The sequence below is a fragment of the Anabaena sp. 4-3 genome (assembly GCF_001597745.1).
Lineage (GTDB): Bacteria > Cyanobacteriota > Cyanobacteriia > Cyanobacteriales > Nostocaceae > Trichormus.
Genome location: NZ_LUHJ01000017.1, coordinates 1 through 18,706, shown reverse-complemented (window position 1 = coordinate 18,706; position 18,706 = coordinate 1). Strand labels below are relative to the sequence as shown.

The window sequence follows — 18,706 nt, the reverse complement described above, 5'->3', positions numbered from 1 at the left end:
GCTCCCCTGCTCCCCTGCTCCCCTGCTCCCCTGCTCCCCTGCTCCCCTGCTCCCCTGCTCCCCTGCTCCCTACTCCCTCACTCTACCTATGTCAGACACTAAAGTTACTACTACAGCACCACCAGCATCTGAAAGTTCATCAGTAGCCAGTTTACAAGCTAAAATTTTAGACATTCGCAAAAAACTGCGCCCTGGTCAACAGCAAATGGCTGATTGGAAATCAGGGCCATTGGCTATTTCTGCTGTACCTGGGGCTGGTAAATCTACGGGGATGGCGGCAGCAGCAGCGATCGCAATTGCCCGACAATATCAAAATGCTAGTCAGTCGCGTTTATCTTCTCGTCGTCAGTTAGTAGTAGTAACTTTTACACGTTCGGCGGCTGCTAATATTAAACTCAAAATCCGCGAATACCTCAAGCAATTATCTTTACCTCAAACGGGTTTCGCTGTTTATACCCTGCATGGTTTAGCGTTAAATATTGCTAGCCGTCATCCTGATTTATCCGGGTTAGATTTAGAAAATGTTACCCTAATTACACCTAACCAAAGCCACCGCTTTATTCGCACTGCTGTAGAGCAATGGATTACTAATCACCCCAGACTGTATGCTCAGTTATTAGAAGGACTGCAATTTGATGGTGAAGAAACAGAAAAGTTACGCCGTCAGTCTGTGCTACGAACAGAAGTCTTACCAGATTTAGCAACTACTGTTATTCATGAAGCTAAAAGTTCTGGTATATCTCCTACTAAACTACGGCAATGGAGTCAACAAACTACAGACGCTTATGAAATTTTAACTATAGCTGCGGGATTGTATGAGGAATATGAAAACTTGATGCGATCGCGCGACTTCATCGATTATGATGACATGATTTTAGCCGCCCTGCGTGTCTTAGAAAACGACCAAGCCCGTCGCATTGAGCAAAACCAAGTTTTCGCCGTCTTTGAAGACGAAGCCCAAGACTCCAGCCCATTACAGACGCAGTTATTAGAGATTTTAGCCAGTGGTGACGCTCTGGAGCAGAGGAGCAGGGGAGCGGAGGAAGCAGAGGAGCAGGGGAGAAGAACTTTTACCCAGTCCCCAGTCCCCAGTCCCCAGTCCCCAGTCAACCTGATCCGAGTTGGCGACCCCAACCAAGCGATTAACTCGACGTTTACCCCGGCTGATCCGATTTACTTCCGGGAGTTTTGCCAAGAGTGCGATCGCTCTGGCAGACTAGCAACTATGGATCAAGCTGGTCGCAGTACCAGTATGATTATTTCTGCCGCTAATTTTGCTCTGGAATGGGTAAATAGCTTCTATGCGGCTAAAAATCAAAACTCTCCCCATCTTCCTAGTCCCTTTAGTCTGCAAATTATCCACCCTGTTAACCAAGCAAATGTTAACCCCCCCGCAGTCGGTAGAGGTGTAGAACTATATACCCCCCGTGATATTCATCACACAGTCGAATTACTGGGGGAACGGGCAATAGAGTTATTAACAGCAGATTCTAGCAAAAGTGCCGCCGTATTAGTACGGGAAAATCGCCAGGGACGCTGGTTAGCTCAAGCACTAGAACCACTGTTTAAAGAGCATAAAATTAGAATCTTTGATGTGGGAGAAAGCGATCGCCGTTCTCATGTACCCCAGGAAATTTTATCACTGCTGCAATTTTGCGATCGCCCCCATTCCCCCGACTACCTCAAAACTACCTTAGAAGTATTAGTACAGCGTCAATTAATTCCCACCCAAGACCTCAACGCCCTAGCTAGTCTACCAGAAGAATTTCTCTACCCCGGCCCCTTAGCCGCCCCCCAACCTGAACCAGTTCAAAAAGCCTCTCATCTGTGCCGTAGTTTACTCCGCGCCCGGTTAGAATTACCTTCATATCAGTTAATTTATTTCCTAGCTTTGACCTTAAGTTATGACCAAGCCGAACTCGCCACTGCTGATAAACTCTCAGAACGAGTCAACAAGCAAATAGCTGGTAATAACTCAATGGGGGCGATGCTATCAGCGTTAAGTGAAATTGTCAATTCTGAACGCTTTGAACCAGTGGAAACCGAGGATATAGAAAAGCGTTACACCCGCGAAGGTCAATTAACAATTATCACCATGCACAAAGCCAAAGGCTTAGATTGGAACTATGTTTTTCTTCCCTTCCTCCATGAAAACTTAATTCCTGGTCGGTTTTGGGTTCCTCCCCATAGTCAATTTTTGGGTGACTTTACATTATCAGAAGTTGCCCGCGCCCAGATTCGCGCTGCACTCCACGGTGAAGACACCATACCAGAAGTCATCTCAGCTTGGGAACAAGCCAAACACCTGAAAACCGCCGAGGAGTACCGTTTACTCTACGTAGCCATGACTAGAGCCAAACAATTGTTATGGATGTCTGCGGCACAAAAAGCCCCCTTCACTTGGAGTAAACCCGAAAATTTACAAGAACAAGCAGCCTGTCCGGTTTTTGCCGCCTTGAAGCGGGAGTTTTCGGAGTGTGTGGTGAGGGTGTAGGGGAGACAAATCAATTCAAAATTCAAAATTCAAAATTCAAAATTCAAAATGGGGATTGTTGACTGTTGACTTCTTTGATGCGCCAGTCGCCAGTCCCTTCCAGTCCCCAATCCCTTATTTTAAGGATAAGTTAATTGAATGTGATAGCTAGTAACGTGACGTAACAAAAAGCTACTATGCTTTGAGGAAGTAGTTTTGACTCAAAAGAGGTTTCAACCAAAAGACAGTCAGTTAAATGCAACTTTGGTCAGAAACAATAGATAGAATGATCAAAGTTAGCCTTGATATCTAATCGCCAAAACCTGTATATATCATGGATTTTGCTAGTCTTGCATCTCAGTTAAATGCTGGAACGATTTTACCAGAGGGAATTGTCATTGTTACCCTCATGGGGGTTTTGATTGTTGATTTGATTTTAGGGCGCACATCTTCACGCTGGATTGGATATCTAGCGATCGCAGGTTTACTAGCTGCGACTGTCGCCCTATGTTTCCAATGGGATGCTACTAATCCCATCTCTTTTAGCGGTGGCTTTAACGGCGACGACCTCAGTATTGTGTTTCGCGGTATCATTGCTCTATCTGCCGTAGTCACTATACTGATGTCAATTCGCTACGTTGAGCAGAGTGGTACTGCTTTAGCAGAATTCATCGCTATTTTGTTGACTGCCACTCTCGGAGGAATGTTTGTCTCTGGGGCTAGTGAATTAGTGATGATTTTCATCTCCCTAGAAACCCTGAGTATTTCCTCTTATTTGTTAACAGGTTATACCAAGCGTGACCCCCGTTCTAATGAAGCGGCGTTAAAATATCTGCTGATTGGAGCTTCCAGCACCGCAGTATTTTTGTACGGTGTATCATTGCTGTATGGTCTGTCTGGTGGTCAAACAGAACTGAGTGCGATCGCCAACGGTATTGCTCAAGCTAATGTTGGTCAATCCTTGGGTTTGGTGATTGCTTTAGTATTTGTGATCGCAGGTGTTGGCTTTAAAATCTCTGCTGCACCTTTCCACCAATGGACACCAGACGTTTATGAAGGCGCGCCTACTCCCGTCATCGCCTTTTTATCCGTTGGTTCTAAAGCAGCCGGATTCGCCCTAGCTATCCGTTTACTAACTACAGTCTTCCCCCTCGTGGCTGAAGAGTGGAAGTTTGTCTTCACCGCCCTGGCTGTCCTCAGCATGATTTTGGGTAACGTTGTCGCCCTGGCTCAAACCAGCATGAAACGGATGCTCGCTTATTCATCCATCGCCCAAGCTGGGTTTGTGATGATTGGCTTGATTGCTGGGACTGATGCAGGTTACTCCAGCATGATTTTCTATTTGCTGGTATATCTATTCATGAACCTGTGCGGCTTTACCTGCATCATTCTGTTCTCCCTACGGACAGGAACAGACCAAATTGCCGAATACTCTGGGTTATATCAAAAAGACCCACTGCTCACACTTGGTTTAAGTATATCCCTGTTGTCCCTCGGTGGTATTCCGCCTCTGGCTGGATTCTTTGGGAAGATTTACCTATTCTGGGCAGGTTGGCAAGCTGGTCTTTATTGGTTAGTCTTATTAGGTCTAGTTACCAGTGTGGTTTCCATCTATTACTACATTCGTGTAGTTAAGATGATGGTAGTCAAAGAACCCCAAGAAATGTCCGACGTAGTGAAAAACTATCCTGAAGTACGTTGGAATTTACCAGGATTTAGACCTTTACAAGTAGGGTTGATAGTCACTTTAATTGCTACCTCCCTCGCTGGAATTTTGTCAAATCCTCTGTTTACTTTGGCAAACAGTTCTGTCACCCATACCCGAATCTTACAAACCACAGCAGTTGTCAGCACTCAAGTAAGTGCTATTCCTACTGAAACATCAGAAGATTTGTAGACTGCTGTATTTTTCTCTTGGCTAATAGTTGCAAAACTATTAGTCATTTTCTCTATTTTAAAAAATTACAAAATTGCAGCTAGTTAATCAAATTAAATCAAAAAATGTTTCTATGTGTGCTAACAAATGGGAATAGCGATCGCAAACTCAGAACCCTCTCCTAAAACAGATTTTACTTCCAGTGTTCCGCCATGTTTCTGGACAATGATTTGGTGAGCGATCGCTAACCCTAAGCCTGTGCCTTTACCCACTTTTTTAGTAGTAAATAAATAGTCAAAGATTCTTTGCTTAATTTCTTCAGGCATTCCTACACCATTATCTTTAATTGTAATTAAAACTTGCTTTTCATCTGCACTTAGCATCGTCTGAATAAAAATTTGTTTATGATTATCTAAAATATATTGCTCACTAGACTCTTCTAAGGCATCAATCGCATTGGCTAAAATATTCATAAATACCTGATTTAGTTGTCCGGGAAAGCATTCTATAGGTGGTAAATCTCCATAGTTTTTGATAACTTCAATAGGAGGACAATTTTCAGAACCTTTCAGCCGATGTTTCAAAATTAAAAGTGTGCTATCTATCCCTTCATGAATATCACACTGTACTTTATTTTCGGTATCGGCTCTAGAAAAAATTCGCAAACTCTTGCTCATATCTCGAATGCGTTGAATTCCTGCTTTCATTGCCGAAATTAAGTTAGGTAAATCAGAACGCACATATTCCAAATCCATTGCGGCAATTTCTTCTTTAATCTCTGTGACTGGCTCAGGATAGTTTAGTTGATAAAGGTCAATCAAATTGAGCAAATTTTGAAAGTATGTAAAAGTATGACCTAAATTACCATAAATACAACTAACTGGATTATTAATTTCATGAGCCAACCCTGTCACTAATTGACCGAGAACAGACATTTTTTCTTGTTGTATAATCTGGACTTGAAATTCTTGTAATTCTCGCAATGCTTGATTTAATGCGGCTGTGCGTTCTACTACCTGCTGTTCTAAACTTTTAGTTAAAATGCTCAGTTGTAGATGTGTTCTAATTCTCGCTAATACTTCCTTTTTATGAAAAGGTTTAGTAATATAATCAACTGCTCCTAAACTTAAACCAGTCACCTTACTTTCTGTATCTGTAATTCCCGTCATGAAGATGACAGGAATATCTTGAGTTATGGGATTGCTTTTTAACTTTTTACAAGTCTCAAAGCCATCCATTCTTGGCATCATCACATCTAATAAAATTAAATCTGGTAATCGAGTTTGTATCTGCTCAAGCGCGGTTTCCCCATTCATCGCTGTGGCGACTGCAAAACCCTCCTCAGTCAGTGCGATGGAGATAATTTCTAGATTCGTCAGAGTATCATCTACAACTAAAATGAAGTTATTTTGTGTTAATGTCGGCAGCATTTTTATGGAAATTCAATTTTATATTTATTTTTCCCAGAAAATTAACCAGAGGAACATCCAGACTAGCCAATTGTGTAAATATTCCTCAATTGGGGCTGAAATCAGATGAAATGTTGTAATTTGAAATTTTTAACTGTTTAGCATGGCTCAACTACAACGAATTGCGATCGCACCTACTCAAATCCAGCAAGCCGAAATTTTGCTGACTCCAGAGCAACAACACTATTTAAGGCGGGTGTTACGCTTACGTGAGGGTGAGCATTTCATTGCTATGGATGGTAGGGGTAAGTGGTGGTTAGCCTGTCTTACCGGAGAACAAGCACAGGTTTTAGAACCGCTAACTGTCGAAACTGAGTTACCTGTAGCCATTACTTTAATGATTGCTTTACCGAAAGCAAGCGGGTTTGATGAGGTGGTGCGGAGTTGTACAGAGTTAGGTGTAGCCTGTATTACTCCAGTTTTGAGCGATCGCACTTTACTAAATCCCAGTCCCCAAAAACTCGAACGCTGGCGACGCATTGCCACCGAAGCCGCCGAACAATCAGAACGGGCTTTCGTCCCTACTATTTTAGAACCTGTGGCTTTTAGTGATGCTGTGACTAATATCACTGCCACTCACCGCTATATTTGTGAAGCACGAGGCGAGTATCTGCATCTCAACCACGCAATGACGGAGATTGCCGGGGAAATTGTGATTGCAACCGGGCCGGAAGGAGGTTGGACAACAGCAGAAATTGAGGCGGCGATCGCATCTGGATTTCAACCAGTCTCCCTCGGTCGTCGTATCTTACGTGCAGTCACAGCCCCCATCGTCGCATTATCCCTAATTACCGCAGCTTGTGAAGTATAAATAATTTATCTCCAGCCGAGAAAAATATCTTATGATTGAAAAAGTGGCGATCGCCTTGGAACGGAAAGATTATCAAACTGCCGCCAAATTACTCCAACACCTACTCAAAGAATCCCCGGATAATCCTTGGGTGCAATTTTATCTAGCAAGACTGCAAGAAGTATCAGGCAAACGCCCAGAAGCAGAAAAAACCTACCGCAAACTACTTTTAAATACCACCAATCAAAAGATTATCAGGCAAGCACGGCAAGGTTTGCAACGACTACAAGAAATGGCGCGAGAAGAAAAACAACGAGCCATAGCTCAAGCCACAGCCGAACCAAACAATAATGAATTAGGGATACTAATTTTAGCACCCCTGAGCAATGCACAAAAAACCCAACTAGCAGCAAAATTCGCCCAAATTATGCAGTTAGACCCCTACACGGCTAGATTGGTACTTCCTAGCCGCAATTGGAAATTTTACCGAACTGGGAAAATCGGCGAACTCAAATTTTATGGTATGCAGCTACAGCAAGCAGGAATTCCTTGCTTGTGGACAACCTTAACAGCGATTAACCAAATACAAGTTTTTCAAGTTCAGTATTTTCAGGAATCTCAGCCAAAACCTACCGTAATCTGCTGCAATCAGTTCAATCAATCGGGTTCTCTCACATTTGATTGGTTAGAAGTGACAGCAAGAGTTACAGGCTTACTACCGATTTTTGAACAAGTTGTAGATGTCAATGCCCAACGCCAACTACAACGCAAAACCCAAACCCAGGACTATGCTCAATTCTGTGATTTACATTTACCACAGAGAAACTGTATTTTAAGAATATCTGATCAAAGCTATCAATTCCAGCAGGGTGTAGAAATCAGCCCCCTAGCTAGCCAAAATACCATGAGAATTAATTGGAATGCCTTGTTAGACTGGATGCAACAGCATTTACCACAAGTTAAACTTTGGTCAGACTTTACACCCTTTGCGGAAACAGTCCTAGAACAAACAGAAATGCTGAGTAACATCCCATCTCACATCCGTCTGTTTCGTCGGGATAAAACTAATTGGGACTCAGCATTTCATCTATATAGCGGATTGATTTTCAGGCAAGACAGCTAACAGTTGACTGAAATTTTGAACAGTTGTTAGCCAGGAGTTTTCACTTGACTAGCCATGTCTAGATAACTGCTCATATTAGCACCGGGACGACGACGACCATTAGAAATAGAAGCTGATGGTGCTAAATATTTGGGTGCAAATGTGGTTTCAGTGGGCGCAGTGGTTTTGGTACTCGCTGCGGGTGCGGGTGCGGGTGCGGGTGCGGGTGCTGATTCAGCTTTGCCGTTTTTCGCAGGTGCTTGTTTCGCAGGTGTTGTAGCGGGTTCTGCGGCTACAGTTGCTTTTGTACCGTTGGTTGTTTCTGGCTGGGTTGCTTCTGGCTTAGGTGCGGCTGGTGTAGGTTCAGTAGCAATTTCATCATCTATCTGTAAGTAATAACCACCGTTTTTATTCCCAGGTAACAAACCAGTGATGAAACTAACGATGCCACCAATTAAATTTTTGAGAAAACCGAACATGAGACTGACTCCTGAGTTCTATATTTGTAACCTTGACTGTAATGTTAAAAATTACGTCGAAATACTAACTTATTTGTCGATTAGCAATGTATTCTACAAACTGGATTGGTTGGTTTTTCATCCAGCTTCATACTAACGGTAAAGGTGGCGGACTCTTGTTAACTAAGACTTACAAGCTGCCAACACTGAAAACTAATTATTAAATTTTACCGTAACTGAGAGCAAGATTCTGAAAGGAAGCTTAACATAATTTAACATTGTTTTTTGGGACGGGTATCTATTACCTATATCAATAGTAGTATTTTCAACCAATCAGAAGAGTGTCATAATCAGGCTGCGGACGGGGATCAGACTGAGTTACATTTTCTACAGACTGGATATAGATTGATTAAACAATGGAAATTCACAACCAGCAGCGTCATGCCGTGGTATTGGTGCATGGCATTACCGATACAGAAGCTGTATTTAATCAGATGGCTATTAGTTTGGCTCAACAGGGTTGGCCGGTGTATTCTCTGAATTTAGTCCCGAACAGGGGTGAAGTCGGTCTTGATGTGTTAGCACAGCAACTAGCTGATTATATTGCCAAAACTTTTGCACCAGAAGCACCCTTGGATATAGTCGGCTTTAGCATGGGTGGAATTGTCAGCCGTTACTATATCCAACGTTTGGGAGGAATTAACCGTGTGCAACGGTTCATTACGATTTCTTCACCACATCATGGTACGGTGGTTGCTTATGCTTCGCAGAATCCAGGATGTATGCAAATGCGTCCTAACAGTGAATTTCTCAGAGAGTTGAATCAGGATGCTATGATGTTGCAGCAGTTAAACTTTACTTCGATTTGGACACCTTATGATTTGATGATTGTCCCGACGAATAGCTCTAAAATGCCTTTAGGCAGAGAAGTGATCATCCCAGTCGCGTTACATTCATGGATGCTGACAGACTCGCGGTGTATAGCATCTGTAGCCGCAGCCTTGGCAGAACCGATTAAGCGCGATCGCCAATCTCTGCGTATTCATAGCTACCAAAAATCGCCTCTGGGTGGCAATAATACTTAAATTCCATTAAGTTATAAAACGGATCTTCTAAAAAGAAAGTACGATGCTCTAGGGGAGAACCAGGAAAACGGTTTTTCGGCAGTTCACGAAACGACAATTGTTTTTGTTGTACGTGCTTTAGCAGTGTTTCCCAGTCTGTTTGTTCGGTAAAAATCAAACCAAAGTGTCTGGGATAAATAGTCCGTTGGGGTGTTAACGGTTCTTTGGTGAGATGAGCTACTAATTGATGACCATAAAGATTCAAAATTAGAGCATGGGTATTTTCGCGTCCGGGTGTACAGCCCAAGCCATCAACATAATAAGCTTTTGCCTGAGCGATATCAGTAACAGGGAAAGCGAGATGAAATAAAGTTTTGCTCATAGGATTTACCAAGAGACGCGATGAATCGTGTCTATACAAGAGTAGTTAATTGAAATACAGTTTTAGGATACCTTAATATCATGTCCGGCTAATTACTTATGATAAGTTTGCGATGCTGATCTTTTCTCTTTTCTCTTTTCTTGTTCCCTACCCCAACAGATATGATAACGATTCAACCGGACATGATATAACTTCTATTCTATTGGCGGCTTTGGCATCATCTTGAGGAGTCTTGTAGGGTGCGTCAGACTGATAAATGTATTTTTGCTATCTGAGGCACCCTGGAACATAATTTTTTTGCGGTTTTGCCTGTTTATTGATATTTCTACCCGTAAAGTGAATATAAACTATCTACTTTAGGGATGAGGAGGTCGAGGAAATCAAGCAGATACAGGTTTGAGCAAGATACTGTAGGGTATTGTGAATTATGACGGCTAAAGTCGCCTGTCAGTGATAAAATTCGCTATTCTGTTGATATCTTGGCAAAACTATTGATGGTTGATGGCTGATGTTCTCATTTTTTAGCTCTGCCAATCCTTGGTTAGTGGGAATAGGACTGAACACTATTTTATTAAGTTTAGTGTGGTTTGCGCCTAAAAAGCTGCTGACTCCTGCGGGAATACTCCACGCTTGGTTACTGGGTGTGTTGATTTGGGGAACTCTAGGTTGGCAGGGATATGTAGTGGTAGGGTTCTATTTTTTAGTGGGTTCTGGTGTAACGCGCATTGGTATGGCAGAAAAAGAAGCGCAAGGCATTGCTGAAAAGCGTTCAGGCGCAAGAGGCCCGGAAAATGTCTGGGGTTCGGCATTGACTGCGGCGTTGTGTGCTGTAGGATTGGGATTAATTAATTCCGGACTGATACCTAGTTCCCAGTTGCCTGTCTCTCATCTGCAATCTCTACTGTTATTGGGCTATGTTGCCAGTTTTAGCACTAAACTGTCTGACACCTGTGCTAGTGAAGTGGGTAAAGCCTATGGTCAACGTACCTTTTTGATTACGACATTGCAACCAGTGCCTAGAGGTACAGAGGGGGCGGTGAGTTTAGAGGGGACTTTGGCTGGTGTTGTGGCTTCCGTGGCGATCGCTATTTTAGGTTGGGGTGTGGGGTTGCTGCAACCGTTGGGTATTGTTTGGTGCGTTTTGGCTGCTTTGATTGCTACTAATTTAGAAAGTGTAATTGGGGCAACTGTACAAGCTGAATATACTTGGCTGACGAATGAAGTCGTTAATATTATTAACACTCTGATTGGTGCGATCGCCGCTATGCTATTCGCATTCATCTGGATAAGTCTTCAGTAGAGAGGTAAGACAGTAGGGAGTAGGGAATAGAGGCTAAAAGCTAGTGTTTTTACTCAAGACTTAGCACTCTTTACTTGTTAACTTGATTAGCATTTACCCGGTTATTTTGCAGCTTCATAAATATAGGTGAAGTCACTTTCAGCTACATAGTTGAATTTGACCATTTTGCCTGTGACCAGAAATCGCCATTAAAATATTATTTTGTTAAAATCTCTTATTGCTTACCATTGCTTATAGTTTATAAACTTATAGCTGTTTTTACCAGGTGATTTCATGGAAACTTTATCCTTTTTGAGTATAGATGACCAACCAATTTCTGTAGAAAAGACAGTACAATATCTGCAAACTTCAGGCAAACTTGCTCAATTCATCGGCGATATTATGCGTCAATATGTGATTGAGCAAGAAATTAACACGCGAGATGATATTGAAATTAGTCCAGGCGTAACTGAACAGGCTATTATTGATTTTCGCCTAAAAAATCAGTTAGCTGACCCTGATACCTTTCAAGAATGGCTCAAACAAAATGGTACAGATTACCCCAGATTCCACGCATCAATTGTTTTGAAATTTAAGGTAGACAAACTCAAATCTGTAGTTACTGCAACTAAACTGTCAGAATATTTCATTGAACGCAAAATCTTTCTAGATCGGGTGGTAATTTCGCGGATTATCGTTGATAGTCGAGAACTAGCAGAAGAATTACAAATCCAAATGGAAGAAGGAGGTAATTTTGAGCAATTAGCTAAGGAATATTCACTAGCAGATGATCGGGTTTTTAACGGCATGATGGGCCCCGTTAGCCGGGGAACGATGCCCGATATTTTAAGGGCTGCTATTGATATTGCCAAACCTGGGCAAATCATAGGGCCGATAGAAATTGAAGGACGTTATGGTTTGTTTCGTGTAGAACAATTTTTGCCAGCGTCTTTAGAAGATACTCAACTACAGCAAGCACTACAAAACGAATTATTTGAAAAATGGCTAGCGGAGAAAATTCAAAAGCTGACAGTCAAATTACAAGTAAGTTAGAACTTCAGGAAAATGAATCTCTAAGAAAAAACTTGCTAGCTGCTATACCTTGGCATCAACCGCCGCTAAATTTGCTCAATCCTGAGCAAAAATCCCAATTAGAACAGCGTTTAGAAACCCGTCGCTATCGACTAGGTGAGAAAATTTGGTCAAACGAATTGGGAGGCTACCAGTTTTTAATTATTGCTGGTAAAGTGCGTCTGCGGGAAGAGGATACAGGGCAACCTTTAGCAGCTTTAGAAGCGGGTGATTGGTTTGGTGACTTACAAAAACTTGCAGGAGATTACAAAGTTGTAGCGGCTAGTAAAGAGGTAGCAGTAGTTTGTTGGGAGACGAAACTGTGGGCGGAAATATCTACCCCAGAGATGGAACAGTTTTGGTTAGGTGTGAAACAGCCGGAAAATCCAGAAATCGCCGCAGGGGCGCAAGCATTCCCCGTCATCACACCAGAATCAACGCCAACAACACCAACTCCTCCACAGACAACCCAAAATTATCCGTTTGTGGCTAGTTGGAATACGGGGGCTGCTTGTTTAACAATGGCTGCCCAACAGTTAGATAACTCGGTAAAACTGGAATGGGTTCAACGCCAACTGCGGGGACAAAATCCTAAGCAAGTGGTAGAAGCTGGCGAAAAGTTGGGTTTAACGCTGCGACGGTTACAAGTTAGTTGGGCGGAATTGCGTCAATTGTCGTTTCCGGTGTTATTGCAGTGGCAATCGCACTCATCTAAACAAGCGGCTTGGGTAATCGCTTATGGGATGAAAGGCGATCGCTTAATTATTGCTAATCCTTTAAATCCTGACAACCTATGTGAAAGCTTACCCCAGTCAGTAGTTGATCAATTCTGGGATGGTAAGTTATGGCAAGTTGAACTGATATCCCAACAAGAAAAATTTAACCTGAGTTGGTTTACCCCTGCGGTTTGGCGATATCGCGGACTTTTAGGCGAAGTCTTACTAGCTTCTTTTACTTTGCAGCTATTGGGCTTAGGAACACCTTTAATTACTCAGGTGGTAATTGATAAAGTCATGGTACAGGAGAGTTTACCCACTCTCGATGTCATGGCGATCGCACTCTTATTTATCGCCTTATTTGAGTCTATCCTGGGAATTCTCCGGCTATTTATCTTTACTCACACAGCCCGACGCTTAGACTTAAGTTTATCAGCGCAGTTATTCCGCCATCTCATGCGTTTACCCTTGGCTTATTTTGAGTCAAGGCGCGTCGGGGATACCGTCGCCAGAGTGCAGGAACTTGAACAAATCCGCCAATTCCTCACAGGTACAGCACTAACGGTGATTTTAGACAGCATCTTTGCCGTGGTGTATTTGGCATTGATGTTTTACTACAACATCCCTCTCACCATTGTGGCGTTAGCAGTGTTACCACTGTTTGCCACCTTGACATTAGTGGCGACACCGATTTTACGGAACTGGCTAAACGAAACCTTTAACCGCAACGCCGACAGTCAATCATTCTTAGTAGAGACAGTCACAGGCATTCATTCTGTCAAAGCCCATGCGGCGGAATTAGTAGCGCGCGATCGCTGGGAAGGTTTATTTGCTCGTTTCGTGCGTACAGGTTTCAAAGCTTCCACCACATCTAATATTAGCAGTAATATAGGTGACTTCCTCACTAATTTTTCTGCTTTATTAATTCTGTGGTTTGGAGCTAAATTAGTCATTGAACAAAAGCTGACAGTCGGGCAACTGGTAGCCTTTCAAATGCTATCAGGCAGAGTCACAGGGCCATTATTGCGGTTAATTCAATTATGGCAGAATCTGCAACAAGTTTTACTTTCAGTAGACAGAATTGGCGACATTCTTAACGTTGCCCCAGAAGCCGAAACGGGAACAGGGTTAGTTTTACCACCCCTAAAAGGACAAGTTACTTTTGAGCAAGTATTTTTCCGATATAAAGCTAACACTGAACCTGTGTTAAGGGGAATTTCCTTTAATGTCGAACCAGGGCAATTTGTTGGTATTGTCGGACGCAGTGGTTCTGGTAAAAGTACCCTTTCTAAACTCTTACAAAGACTCTACCAAATTGAATCAGGACGCATTCTCATTGACGGCTTTGATATCAAGAGTGCAGACTTAGCTTCCCTGCGCCAACAAATTGCTGTAGTTCTCCAAGAAGACTTTTTATTTAACGGTTCTATCTTGGAAAATATCACCCTTGGTAATCCTAACATTACCGCCGAGCAAGTAGTAGAAGCAGCCAGATTAGCCGTAGCCCATGACTTCATCAGTCAACTACCTTACGGTTACGAAACTAACGTCGGAGAAAGAGGTACAGCTTTATCTGGGGGACAAAGACAACGCATTGCTTTAGCAAGGTTGTTTCTTGCCGACGCACCGATTTTAATCTTAGATGAAGCTACCAGTGCCTTAGATAGTGAAACAGAACAACAGGTATTGCAAAATCTACAAAAAGTATCGGCTAATCGAACTGTATTTCTAATTGCTCACCGCTTTGCCCCGCTAAAACGAGCCGACCAAATTTTAGTCTTAGAAAAAGGCGTAATTGCTGAACGTGGTACACATTCACAATTATTACAGCAAAAAGGTTTGTACTGGTCACTTTATCAACGCCAGCAAGCAAATGTTTAGCAGATTCAAACCATAGTAAACACGTAAAAATTACGCCACCTATCAACCCCAAACCCCTCTTTTATAGACGCGATGAATCGCGTCTTTTCATTTTAGATATAATATCTCATCACAAATTGCCACCAAATATCATACAAAATCATCCGCGTTTATCTGCGTCCATCTGCGTTCAAACATTAAAATATTCAATCTTTATACAATCGTGCGTACCGCAAAATATTTGTTTAGAAACTTTGACTTTTCCAAATTACTTTAAAACTTGAAACATCTATATTTGTCAACAAAATAAACCCTGAAAACCAGCCAACACCTGAATATTTTCTCACGTAAATGACAAAAGATATCTGTAAATCGACAATCTAAATAAATCATTAAAAATTAATTGCTAAATTTTGGTAAAAACCACAGCAATTTACTGATTTATTTCATAGTAATTATGGGCTAAGGTGGCAAATTTATACCTGAAAACCTTGCACCAAGGTTTTATCAATTAATGCTGCCAAAAAAAAACGATATTTTATTAGAGGAGCAAATACCTATGCCCAATTATGATGAGAGTCTCAAATCTAATTCTTTTGACGGGCAAACTTCTCAGTATCTCTCCTCACTTAATACATTTAATCCAGAGAATAACTATAATTCACAAATCAGTGCTAGTAGCTTTGTCTCAGCAACAGATAGTATTGCTACTGCTAGCAGCAGTTATAATTCCAAAGATGGCTATGGCTTAATTGATGCGTCTAAAGCCGTGTCTGAAGCCACTGGGCAGAATCCCTATAGTGATGTTCCTCAGCTTGGGGGAAATAATTGGGGATTAGATATGATTAAAGCCCCGGAAGTGTGGAACAATGGATATACAGGTAATGGAATTGTGGTTGCAGTCATTGATACGGGTGTGGACTACAATCACATTGATTTAAAAAATAATATTTGGACTAATAGTAGAGAAATTGCTGGTAATGGCATAGATGATGATGGTAACGGCTATGTAGATGATGTGCATGGTTGGAACTTTGACGGTAAAAATAACAATACCTTAGATGACAACGGACATGGTACTCACGTTTCTGGGATTATTGCGGGTGAGAATAATGGCTATGGTGTGACGGGTGTGGCTTACAATGCCCAGATTATGCCTGTGAAAGTGTTGAATAGTTCGGGTTCGGGTGCGTATAGTGCGATCGCTAACGGTATCTACTACGCTGTAGATAATGGTGCGAAAGTCATCAACCTCAGCCTAGGCGGTGATTTTTCTAGCCAAACGCTCAAATCTGCTGTTGAATATGCTAGCAGTAAAGGCGTAATTGTCGTCATGGCAGCAGGTAATGATGGTGGTTCATCACCAGGGTATCCCGCCCGCTATGCTGATAAATCAGGAATTGCTGTTGGTGCTGTCAATCAAGATGGTAATTTGACTGACTTCTCTAACCGTTCAGGTAACAATCAACTGGCTTACGTTACAGCCCCAGGACAGAATATTTACTCTACTTTACCAGGAAATGAGTACGCCAGTTATAGCGGTACATCTATGGCATCTCCTTATGTTGCTGGTGTAGTTGCCTTAATGCTGAGTGCTAACCCAAATCTGACGGCAAGCCAAGTCAGACAAATCATTACAGGTACAGCAAATAGTAGCGATCGCAATAGCAATAATACACCAACACCAGGCTTTGACTTCAACCCGTTTCTAGATAACTTCCTGGGAGGTTTCTCCACGAATATTTCAGCCAACCAGCCTTTTAGTTCTCACCTCAAATCTTTTTCAGACAGCAACACTCACACAAATAGCTCAAATCTGGAACACAGTGATAAATCACTGACTGCCAAAGTTCAGTTTGAATACCTGTATTCTGACAGTAAACCTGTTCACAGTTTAGCCAACAGCCCCACCGATATTAATAACGGTAATCTTGATTTTGGGCAATTAATCAATGACATTATCAGACAACTGGAAGACTATCAAAAACTGTTGCGGTAGTTGAGGACATGTAAAATATACCATATCATGTCCGGCTAATTACTTATGATAAGTTTTCGATGCTGATCTTTTCCCTGTTCCCTTTTCTCTTTTCTTGTTCCCTGTTCCCTGTTCCCTGTTCCCTGTTCCCTACCCCAACAGATATGATAACTATTCAAACGGACATGATATTACTCACCTTAACACTGTTTAGCTGAGGACGGACTGACAAAATCGTGTAAGTCTGCATCCCAAATACTCATATAAATTGAACCACAGTTGTTACGTACAATTTGGCCTTTAACCCTACCGACAGTAAAAGTAAAATTGTCTTTCTGACCCTGGTATACTTGTTGCAAGCCCTGTTGAATTTCGCCAGTAGCTTGACCGCTTAACTTACCATTGAGAGTAGTTTGCATAACTTGCAAACCTACAGACTGGGCAAAAGATGCCTCAGTTTGTCTTAGCACTCCCGTATTCCGATCAAATAAGTAGCCTAAGTCAATTTGGTTGGGGGCTACAGTATAGACAACAGCACGAGTATTACCCCACAAACCTCTTAAATCTCGCTTTGGCTTTCCAAGTGCGGCTTCTACCTTGCTTCTGGATGTACCTGTAGGAAAGGCGGGAACGCCGGGCTTGCTAGTATTTTCTTGTTTGTGCGGGGGTTGTGTTGGTGGTGGTGAATTTGTCTGTGTTGGAGTTACGGCAACGGTTTGATTGTCTGTTTCTGGTTGTGGTGCTAATGTTTCTTGAGGTTGTGGTGCTGATGTTTCTTCAGGCGTAGGCGTATCAACTGCGACAGGTGTATTGTCTGATGTGTCTGAAAGATTTTCCTCGACTTCCTGGTTTGTAGTCTGGGGTAATTGTGCAGAATTGACTGGCTGTTGGTTGGAGTCAGACGTAATAGGGGATGGGGAAGGAATGGGTAAATTAATGTTGGGTGAATTAGTGGGTATGGGCGTGGTAGCCTGCGCTTCAGATTGCGGGATAGAATTGGGGACAGGATTATTCGCAATGGGTGGGGTAGATGGTGATTGACGAGTCAGACTAGATATTGCTACCCCACTAATTAAACCACCAACTATCAAACCGGCGAACATCCAAATAGGCGGTTGTGGTTTTTTCTGGGGAATTCTGGCAGGTGGTGATAGTGCCTGAGTTTGTTGGGTAGGTTGCACTGTAGCAGTATGAATAGATGCAGGGGCAACAGTGCGATCGCTCGTAGAATTAGTATAACTAGATAAAGCATACAGCATTTTCTTGGCAGTGCTGAAGCGATCGCTCACCTGCGGTTTAATCGCCTGATTCAGCACCCTCGCTAAATCTGGGGAAACATGAGGCACATCTTGTTGCCAAATAATCTCACCTGTTTGTGGGTTTGTGGGCAATGCTTCCGGATTTTTACCAGTTAACAAAAAAATTGCTGTCAAACCTAAGCTATAAATATCAGTAGCATAAACTGGCCTACCTATCGCTTGTTCACTCGGCATATAACCAGGTGTACCAATCACCATCGAACGGGTAGCATAAGCTGGAGAACTTGCTACTGAACGAATAGTTTCCTTAACTGCGCCAAAATCAATCAGAACCGGCTTCAAATCACGGGAACGCAGAATAATGTTATCTGGCTTAATATCCCGGTGAATAATTCCTTTACTGTGGACATAATCCAAAACTGAAAGTAGGCTAATGAGAATATCTCTCACTATCGTTTCATTTTCATAGCCTTTAGCTTTGACAATATCTCTTAAAGTCTGACCTTGAATCCATTCTTGCACAAGGTAAAACTGCCCATTTTCTAAAAAGTAAGCATAGAGTTTGGGTATTTGGTCACTATTTTCGCCCAAATATTCCAAAGTGGCAGCTTCTCTTTCAAATCGCTGTTTAATTATTTGATAGGTTTGGGGGTTATTTGCAACGGGTTTAAGCTGCTTAATCACGCAACGACGGCGGGAAGGCATGTGAGTATCTTCCGCCAAAAATGTTTCCCCAAATCCACCAGCACCGAGTACCTGAATCACTTGATAGCGATTGTTCAGCAGAATAGATGTCATGAACAGTTAAATATGTCCGCCATTTCTCAATGTACATCACGTTGTCAATCTAGGTTATGTTCCGTGAACTACCTACACTGCCGCAAGCGGTCAGTGTAGGCTTCCTGCCCAACAGAAAGCGCAGTAGTGGA

General features: G+C 42.4%; 13 protein-coding genes. 9 read left to right on the top strand and 4 right to left on the bottom strand.

What is annotated here, in order from left to right; genetic code table 11:
- Positions 1 to 88 precede the first annotated feature (88 nt).
- Positions 89 to 2,494: an ATP-dependent helicase gene (locus A3775_RS04605; RefSeq protein WP_066424054.1), complete on the top strand. Its 2,406-nt coding sequence runs from the start codon at positions 89 to 91 to the stop codon at positions 2,492 to 2,494.
- 313 nt (positions 2,495 to 2,807) lie between these two features.
- Complete coding sequence (locus tag A3775_RS04600) at positions 2,808 to 4,370, top strand: NAD(P)H-quinone oxidoreductase subunit N (RefSeq protein ID WP_066381782.1); 1,563 nt, start codon at positions 2,808 to 2,810, stop codon at positions 4,368 to 4,370.
- A gap of 119 nt (positions 4,371 to 4,489) precedes the next feature.
- Here the strand turns inward: A3775_RS04600 and A3775_RS04595 are convergent, their stop codons facing one another.
- The gene (locus A3775_RS04595; protein ID WP_066381784.1) at positions 4,490 to 5,779 is read right to left on the bottom strand and encodes a sensor histidine kinase; all 1,290 of its coding nucleotides are present in this window, start codon (positions 5,777 to 5,779) and stop codon (positions 4,490 to 4,492) included.
- Between the two features lie 142 nt (positions 5,780 to 5,921).
- On the opposite strand from A3775_RS04595, the gene A3775_RS04590 reads away from it, so the two are divergent.
- A complete protein-coding gene (locus A3775_RS04590; protein WP_066381786.1) occupies positions 5,922 to 6,629 on the top strand; it encodes a 16S rRNA (uracil(1498)-N(3))-methyltransferase in 708 nt (235 codons plus the stop codon).
- Positions 6,630 to 6,660: 31 nt separating this feature from the next.
- Positions 6,661 to 7,731, top strand: a complete 1,071-nt coding sequence (locus A3775_RS04585) for a tol-pal system YbgF family protein (RefSeq protein ID WP_066381788.1) — start codon at positions 6,661 to 6,663, stop codon at positions 7,729 to 7,731.
- A 26-nt stretch (positions 7,732 to 7,757) separates the two neighbouring features.
- On the opposite strand, the gene A3775_RS04580 is transcribed toward A3775_RS04585, so the two are convergent.
- Complete coding sequence (locus A3775_RS04580; protein WP_066424053.1) at positions 7,758 to 8,189, bottom strand: hypothetical protein; 432 nt, start codon at positions 8,187 to 8,189, stop codon at positions 7,758 to 7,760.
- Positions 8,190 to 8,584: 395 nt separating this feature from the next.
- Between A3775_RS04580 and A3775_RS04575 the strand changes: the two genes are divergently transcribed.
- Positions 8,585 to 9,253: a triacylglycerol lipase gene (locus tag A3775_RS04575; RefSeq protein ID WP_066424051.1), complete on the top strand. Its 669-nt coding sequence runs from the start codon at positions 8,585 to 8,587 to the stop codon at positions 9,251 to 9,253.
- Here the strand turns inward: A3775_RS04575 and A3775_RS04570 are convergent.
- Positions 9,183 to 9,614 (bottom strand): VOC family protein, encoded by a 432-nt coding sequence (locus A3775_RS04570; RefSeq protein WP_066424049.1) that lies wholly within the window; start codon positions 9,612 to 9,614, stop codon positions 9,183 to 9,185. The genes A3775_RS04575 and A3775_RS04570 overlap by 71 nt on opposite strands.
- Before the next feature lie 508 nt (positions 9,615 to 10,122).
- Between A3775_RS04570 and A3775_RS04565 the strand changes: the two genes are divergently transcribed.
- The 4 genes from A3775_RS04565 to A3775_RS04550 all read left to right on the top strand — a co-directional run bounded on the left by A3775_RS04565 (position 10,123) and on the right by A3775_RS04550 (position 16,539).
- The gene (locus A3775_RS04565) at positions 10,123 to 10,914 is read left to right on the top strand and encodes a TIGR00297 family protein (RefSeq protein WP_066424048.1); all 792 of its coding nucleotides are present in this window, start codon (positions 10,123 to 10,125) and stop codon (positions 10,912 to 10,914) included.
- A 273-nt stretch (positions 10,915 to 11,187) separates the two neighbouring features.
- Positions 11,188 to 11,946, top strand: a complete 759-nt coding sequence (locus A3775_RS04560; RefSeq protein ID WP_066424047.1) for a peptidylprolyl isomerase — start codon at positions 11,188 to 11,190, stop codon at positions 11,944 to 11,946.
- Complete coding sequence (locus A3775_RS04555; protein WP_066424045.1) at positions 11,895 to 14,561, top strand: type I secretion system permease/ATPase; 2,667 nt, start codon at positions 11,895 to 11,897, stop codon at positions 14,559 to 14,561. Before A3775_RS04560 ends, A3775_RS04555 begins: the two co-directional genes overlap by 52 nt.
- Before the next feature lie 538 nt (positions 14,562 to 15,099).
- The gene (locus A3775_RS04550) at positions 15,100 to 16,539 is read left to right on the top strand and encodes a S8 family peptidase (RefSeq protein WP_066381806.1); all 1,440 of its coding nucleotides are present in this window, start codon (positions 15,100 to 15,102) and stop codon (positions 16,537 to 16,539) included.
- Positions 16,540 to 16,718: 179 nt separating this feature from the next.
- Here A3775_RS04550 and A3775_RS04545 read toward each other — a convergent pair whose 3' ends face one another.
- The gene (locus A3775_RS04545; protein WP_066424043.1) at positions 16,719 to 18,575 is read right to left on the bottom strand and encodes a serine/threonine-protein kinase; all 1,857 of its coding nucleotides are present in this window, start codon (positions 18,573 to 18,575) and stop codon (positions 16,719 to 16,721) included.
- Between the last annotated feature and the right edge of the window lie 131 nt (positions 18,576 to 18,706).

What these genes read in the sequence shown, in the direction of transcription:
- A3775_RS04605 (WP_066424054.1), top strand. Translation starts at nt 89, where the DNA reads ATGTCAGACACTAAAGTTACTACTACAGCACCACCAGCATCTGAAAGT.
- A3775_RS04600 (WP_066381782.1), top strand. Translation starts at nt 2,808, where the DNA reads ATGGATTTTGCTAGTCTTGCATCTCAGTTAAATGCTGGAACGATTTTA.
- A3775_RS04595 (WP_066381784.1), bottom strand. Translation starts at nt 5,779, where the DNA reads ATGCTGCCGACATTAACACAAAATAACTTCATTTTAGTTGTAGATGAT.
- A3775_RS04590 (WP_066381786.1), top strand. Translation starts at nt 5,922, where the DNA reads ATGGCTCAACTACAACGAATTGCGATCGCACCTACTCAAATCCAGCAA.
- A3775_RS04585 (WP_066381788.1), top strand. Translation starts at nt 6,661, where the DNA reads ATGATTGAAAAAGTGGCGATCGCCTTGGAACGGAAAGATTATCAAACT.
- A3775_RS04580 (WP_066424053.1), bottom strand. Translation starts at nt 8,189, where the DNA reads ATGTTCGGTTTTCTCAAAAATTTAATTGGTGGCATCGTTAGTTTCATC.
- A3775_RS04575 (WP_066424051.1), top strand. Translation starts at nt 8,585, where the DNA reads ATGGAAATTCACAACCAGCAGCGTCATGCCGTGGTATTGGTGCATGGC.
- A3775_RS04570 (WP_066424049.1), bottom strand. Translation starts at nt 9,614, where the DNA reads ATGAGCAAAACTTTATTTCATCTCGCTTTCCCTGTTACTGATATCGCT.
- A3775_RS04565 (WP_066424048.1), top strand. Translation starts at nt 10,123, where the DNA reads ATGTTCTCATTTTTTAGCTCTGCCAATCCTTGGTTAGTGGGAATAGGA.
- A3775_RS04560 (WP_066424047.1), top strand. Translation starts at nt 11,188, where the DNA reads ATGGAAACTTTATCCTTTTTGAGTATAGATGACCAACCAATTTCTGTA.
- A3775_RS04555 (WP_066424045.1), top strand. Translation starts at nt 11,895, where the DNA reads ATGGCTAGCGGAGAAAATTCAAAAGCTGACAGTCAAATTACAAGTAAG.
- A3775_RS04550 (WP_066381806.1), top strand. Translation starts at nt 15,100, where the DNA reads ATGCCCAATTATGATGAGAGTCTCAAATCTAATTCTTTTGACGGGCAA.
- A3775_RS04545 (WP_066424043.1), bottom strand. Translation starts at nt 18,575, where the DNA reads ATGACATCTATTCTGCTGAACAATCGCTATCAAGTGATTCAGGTACTC.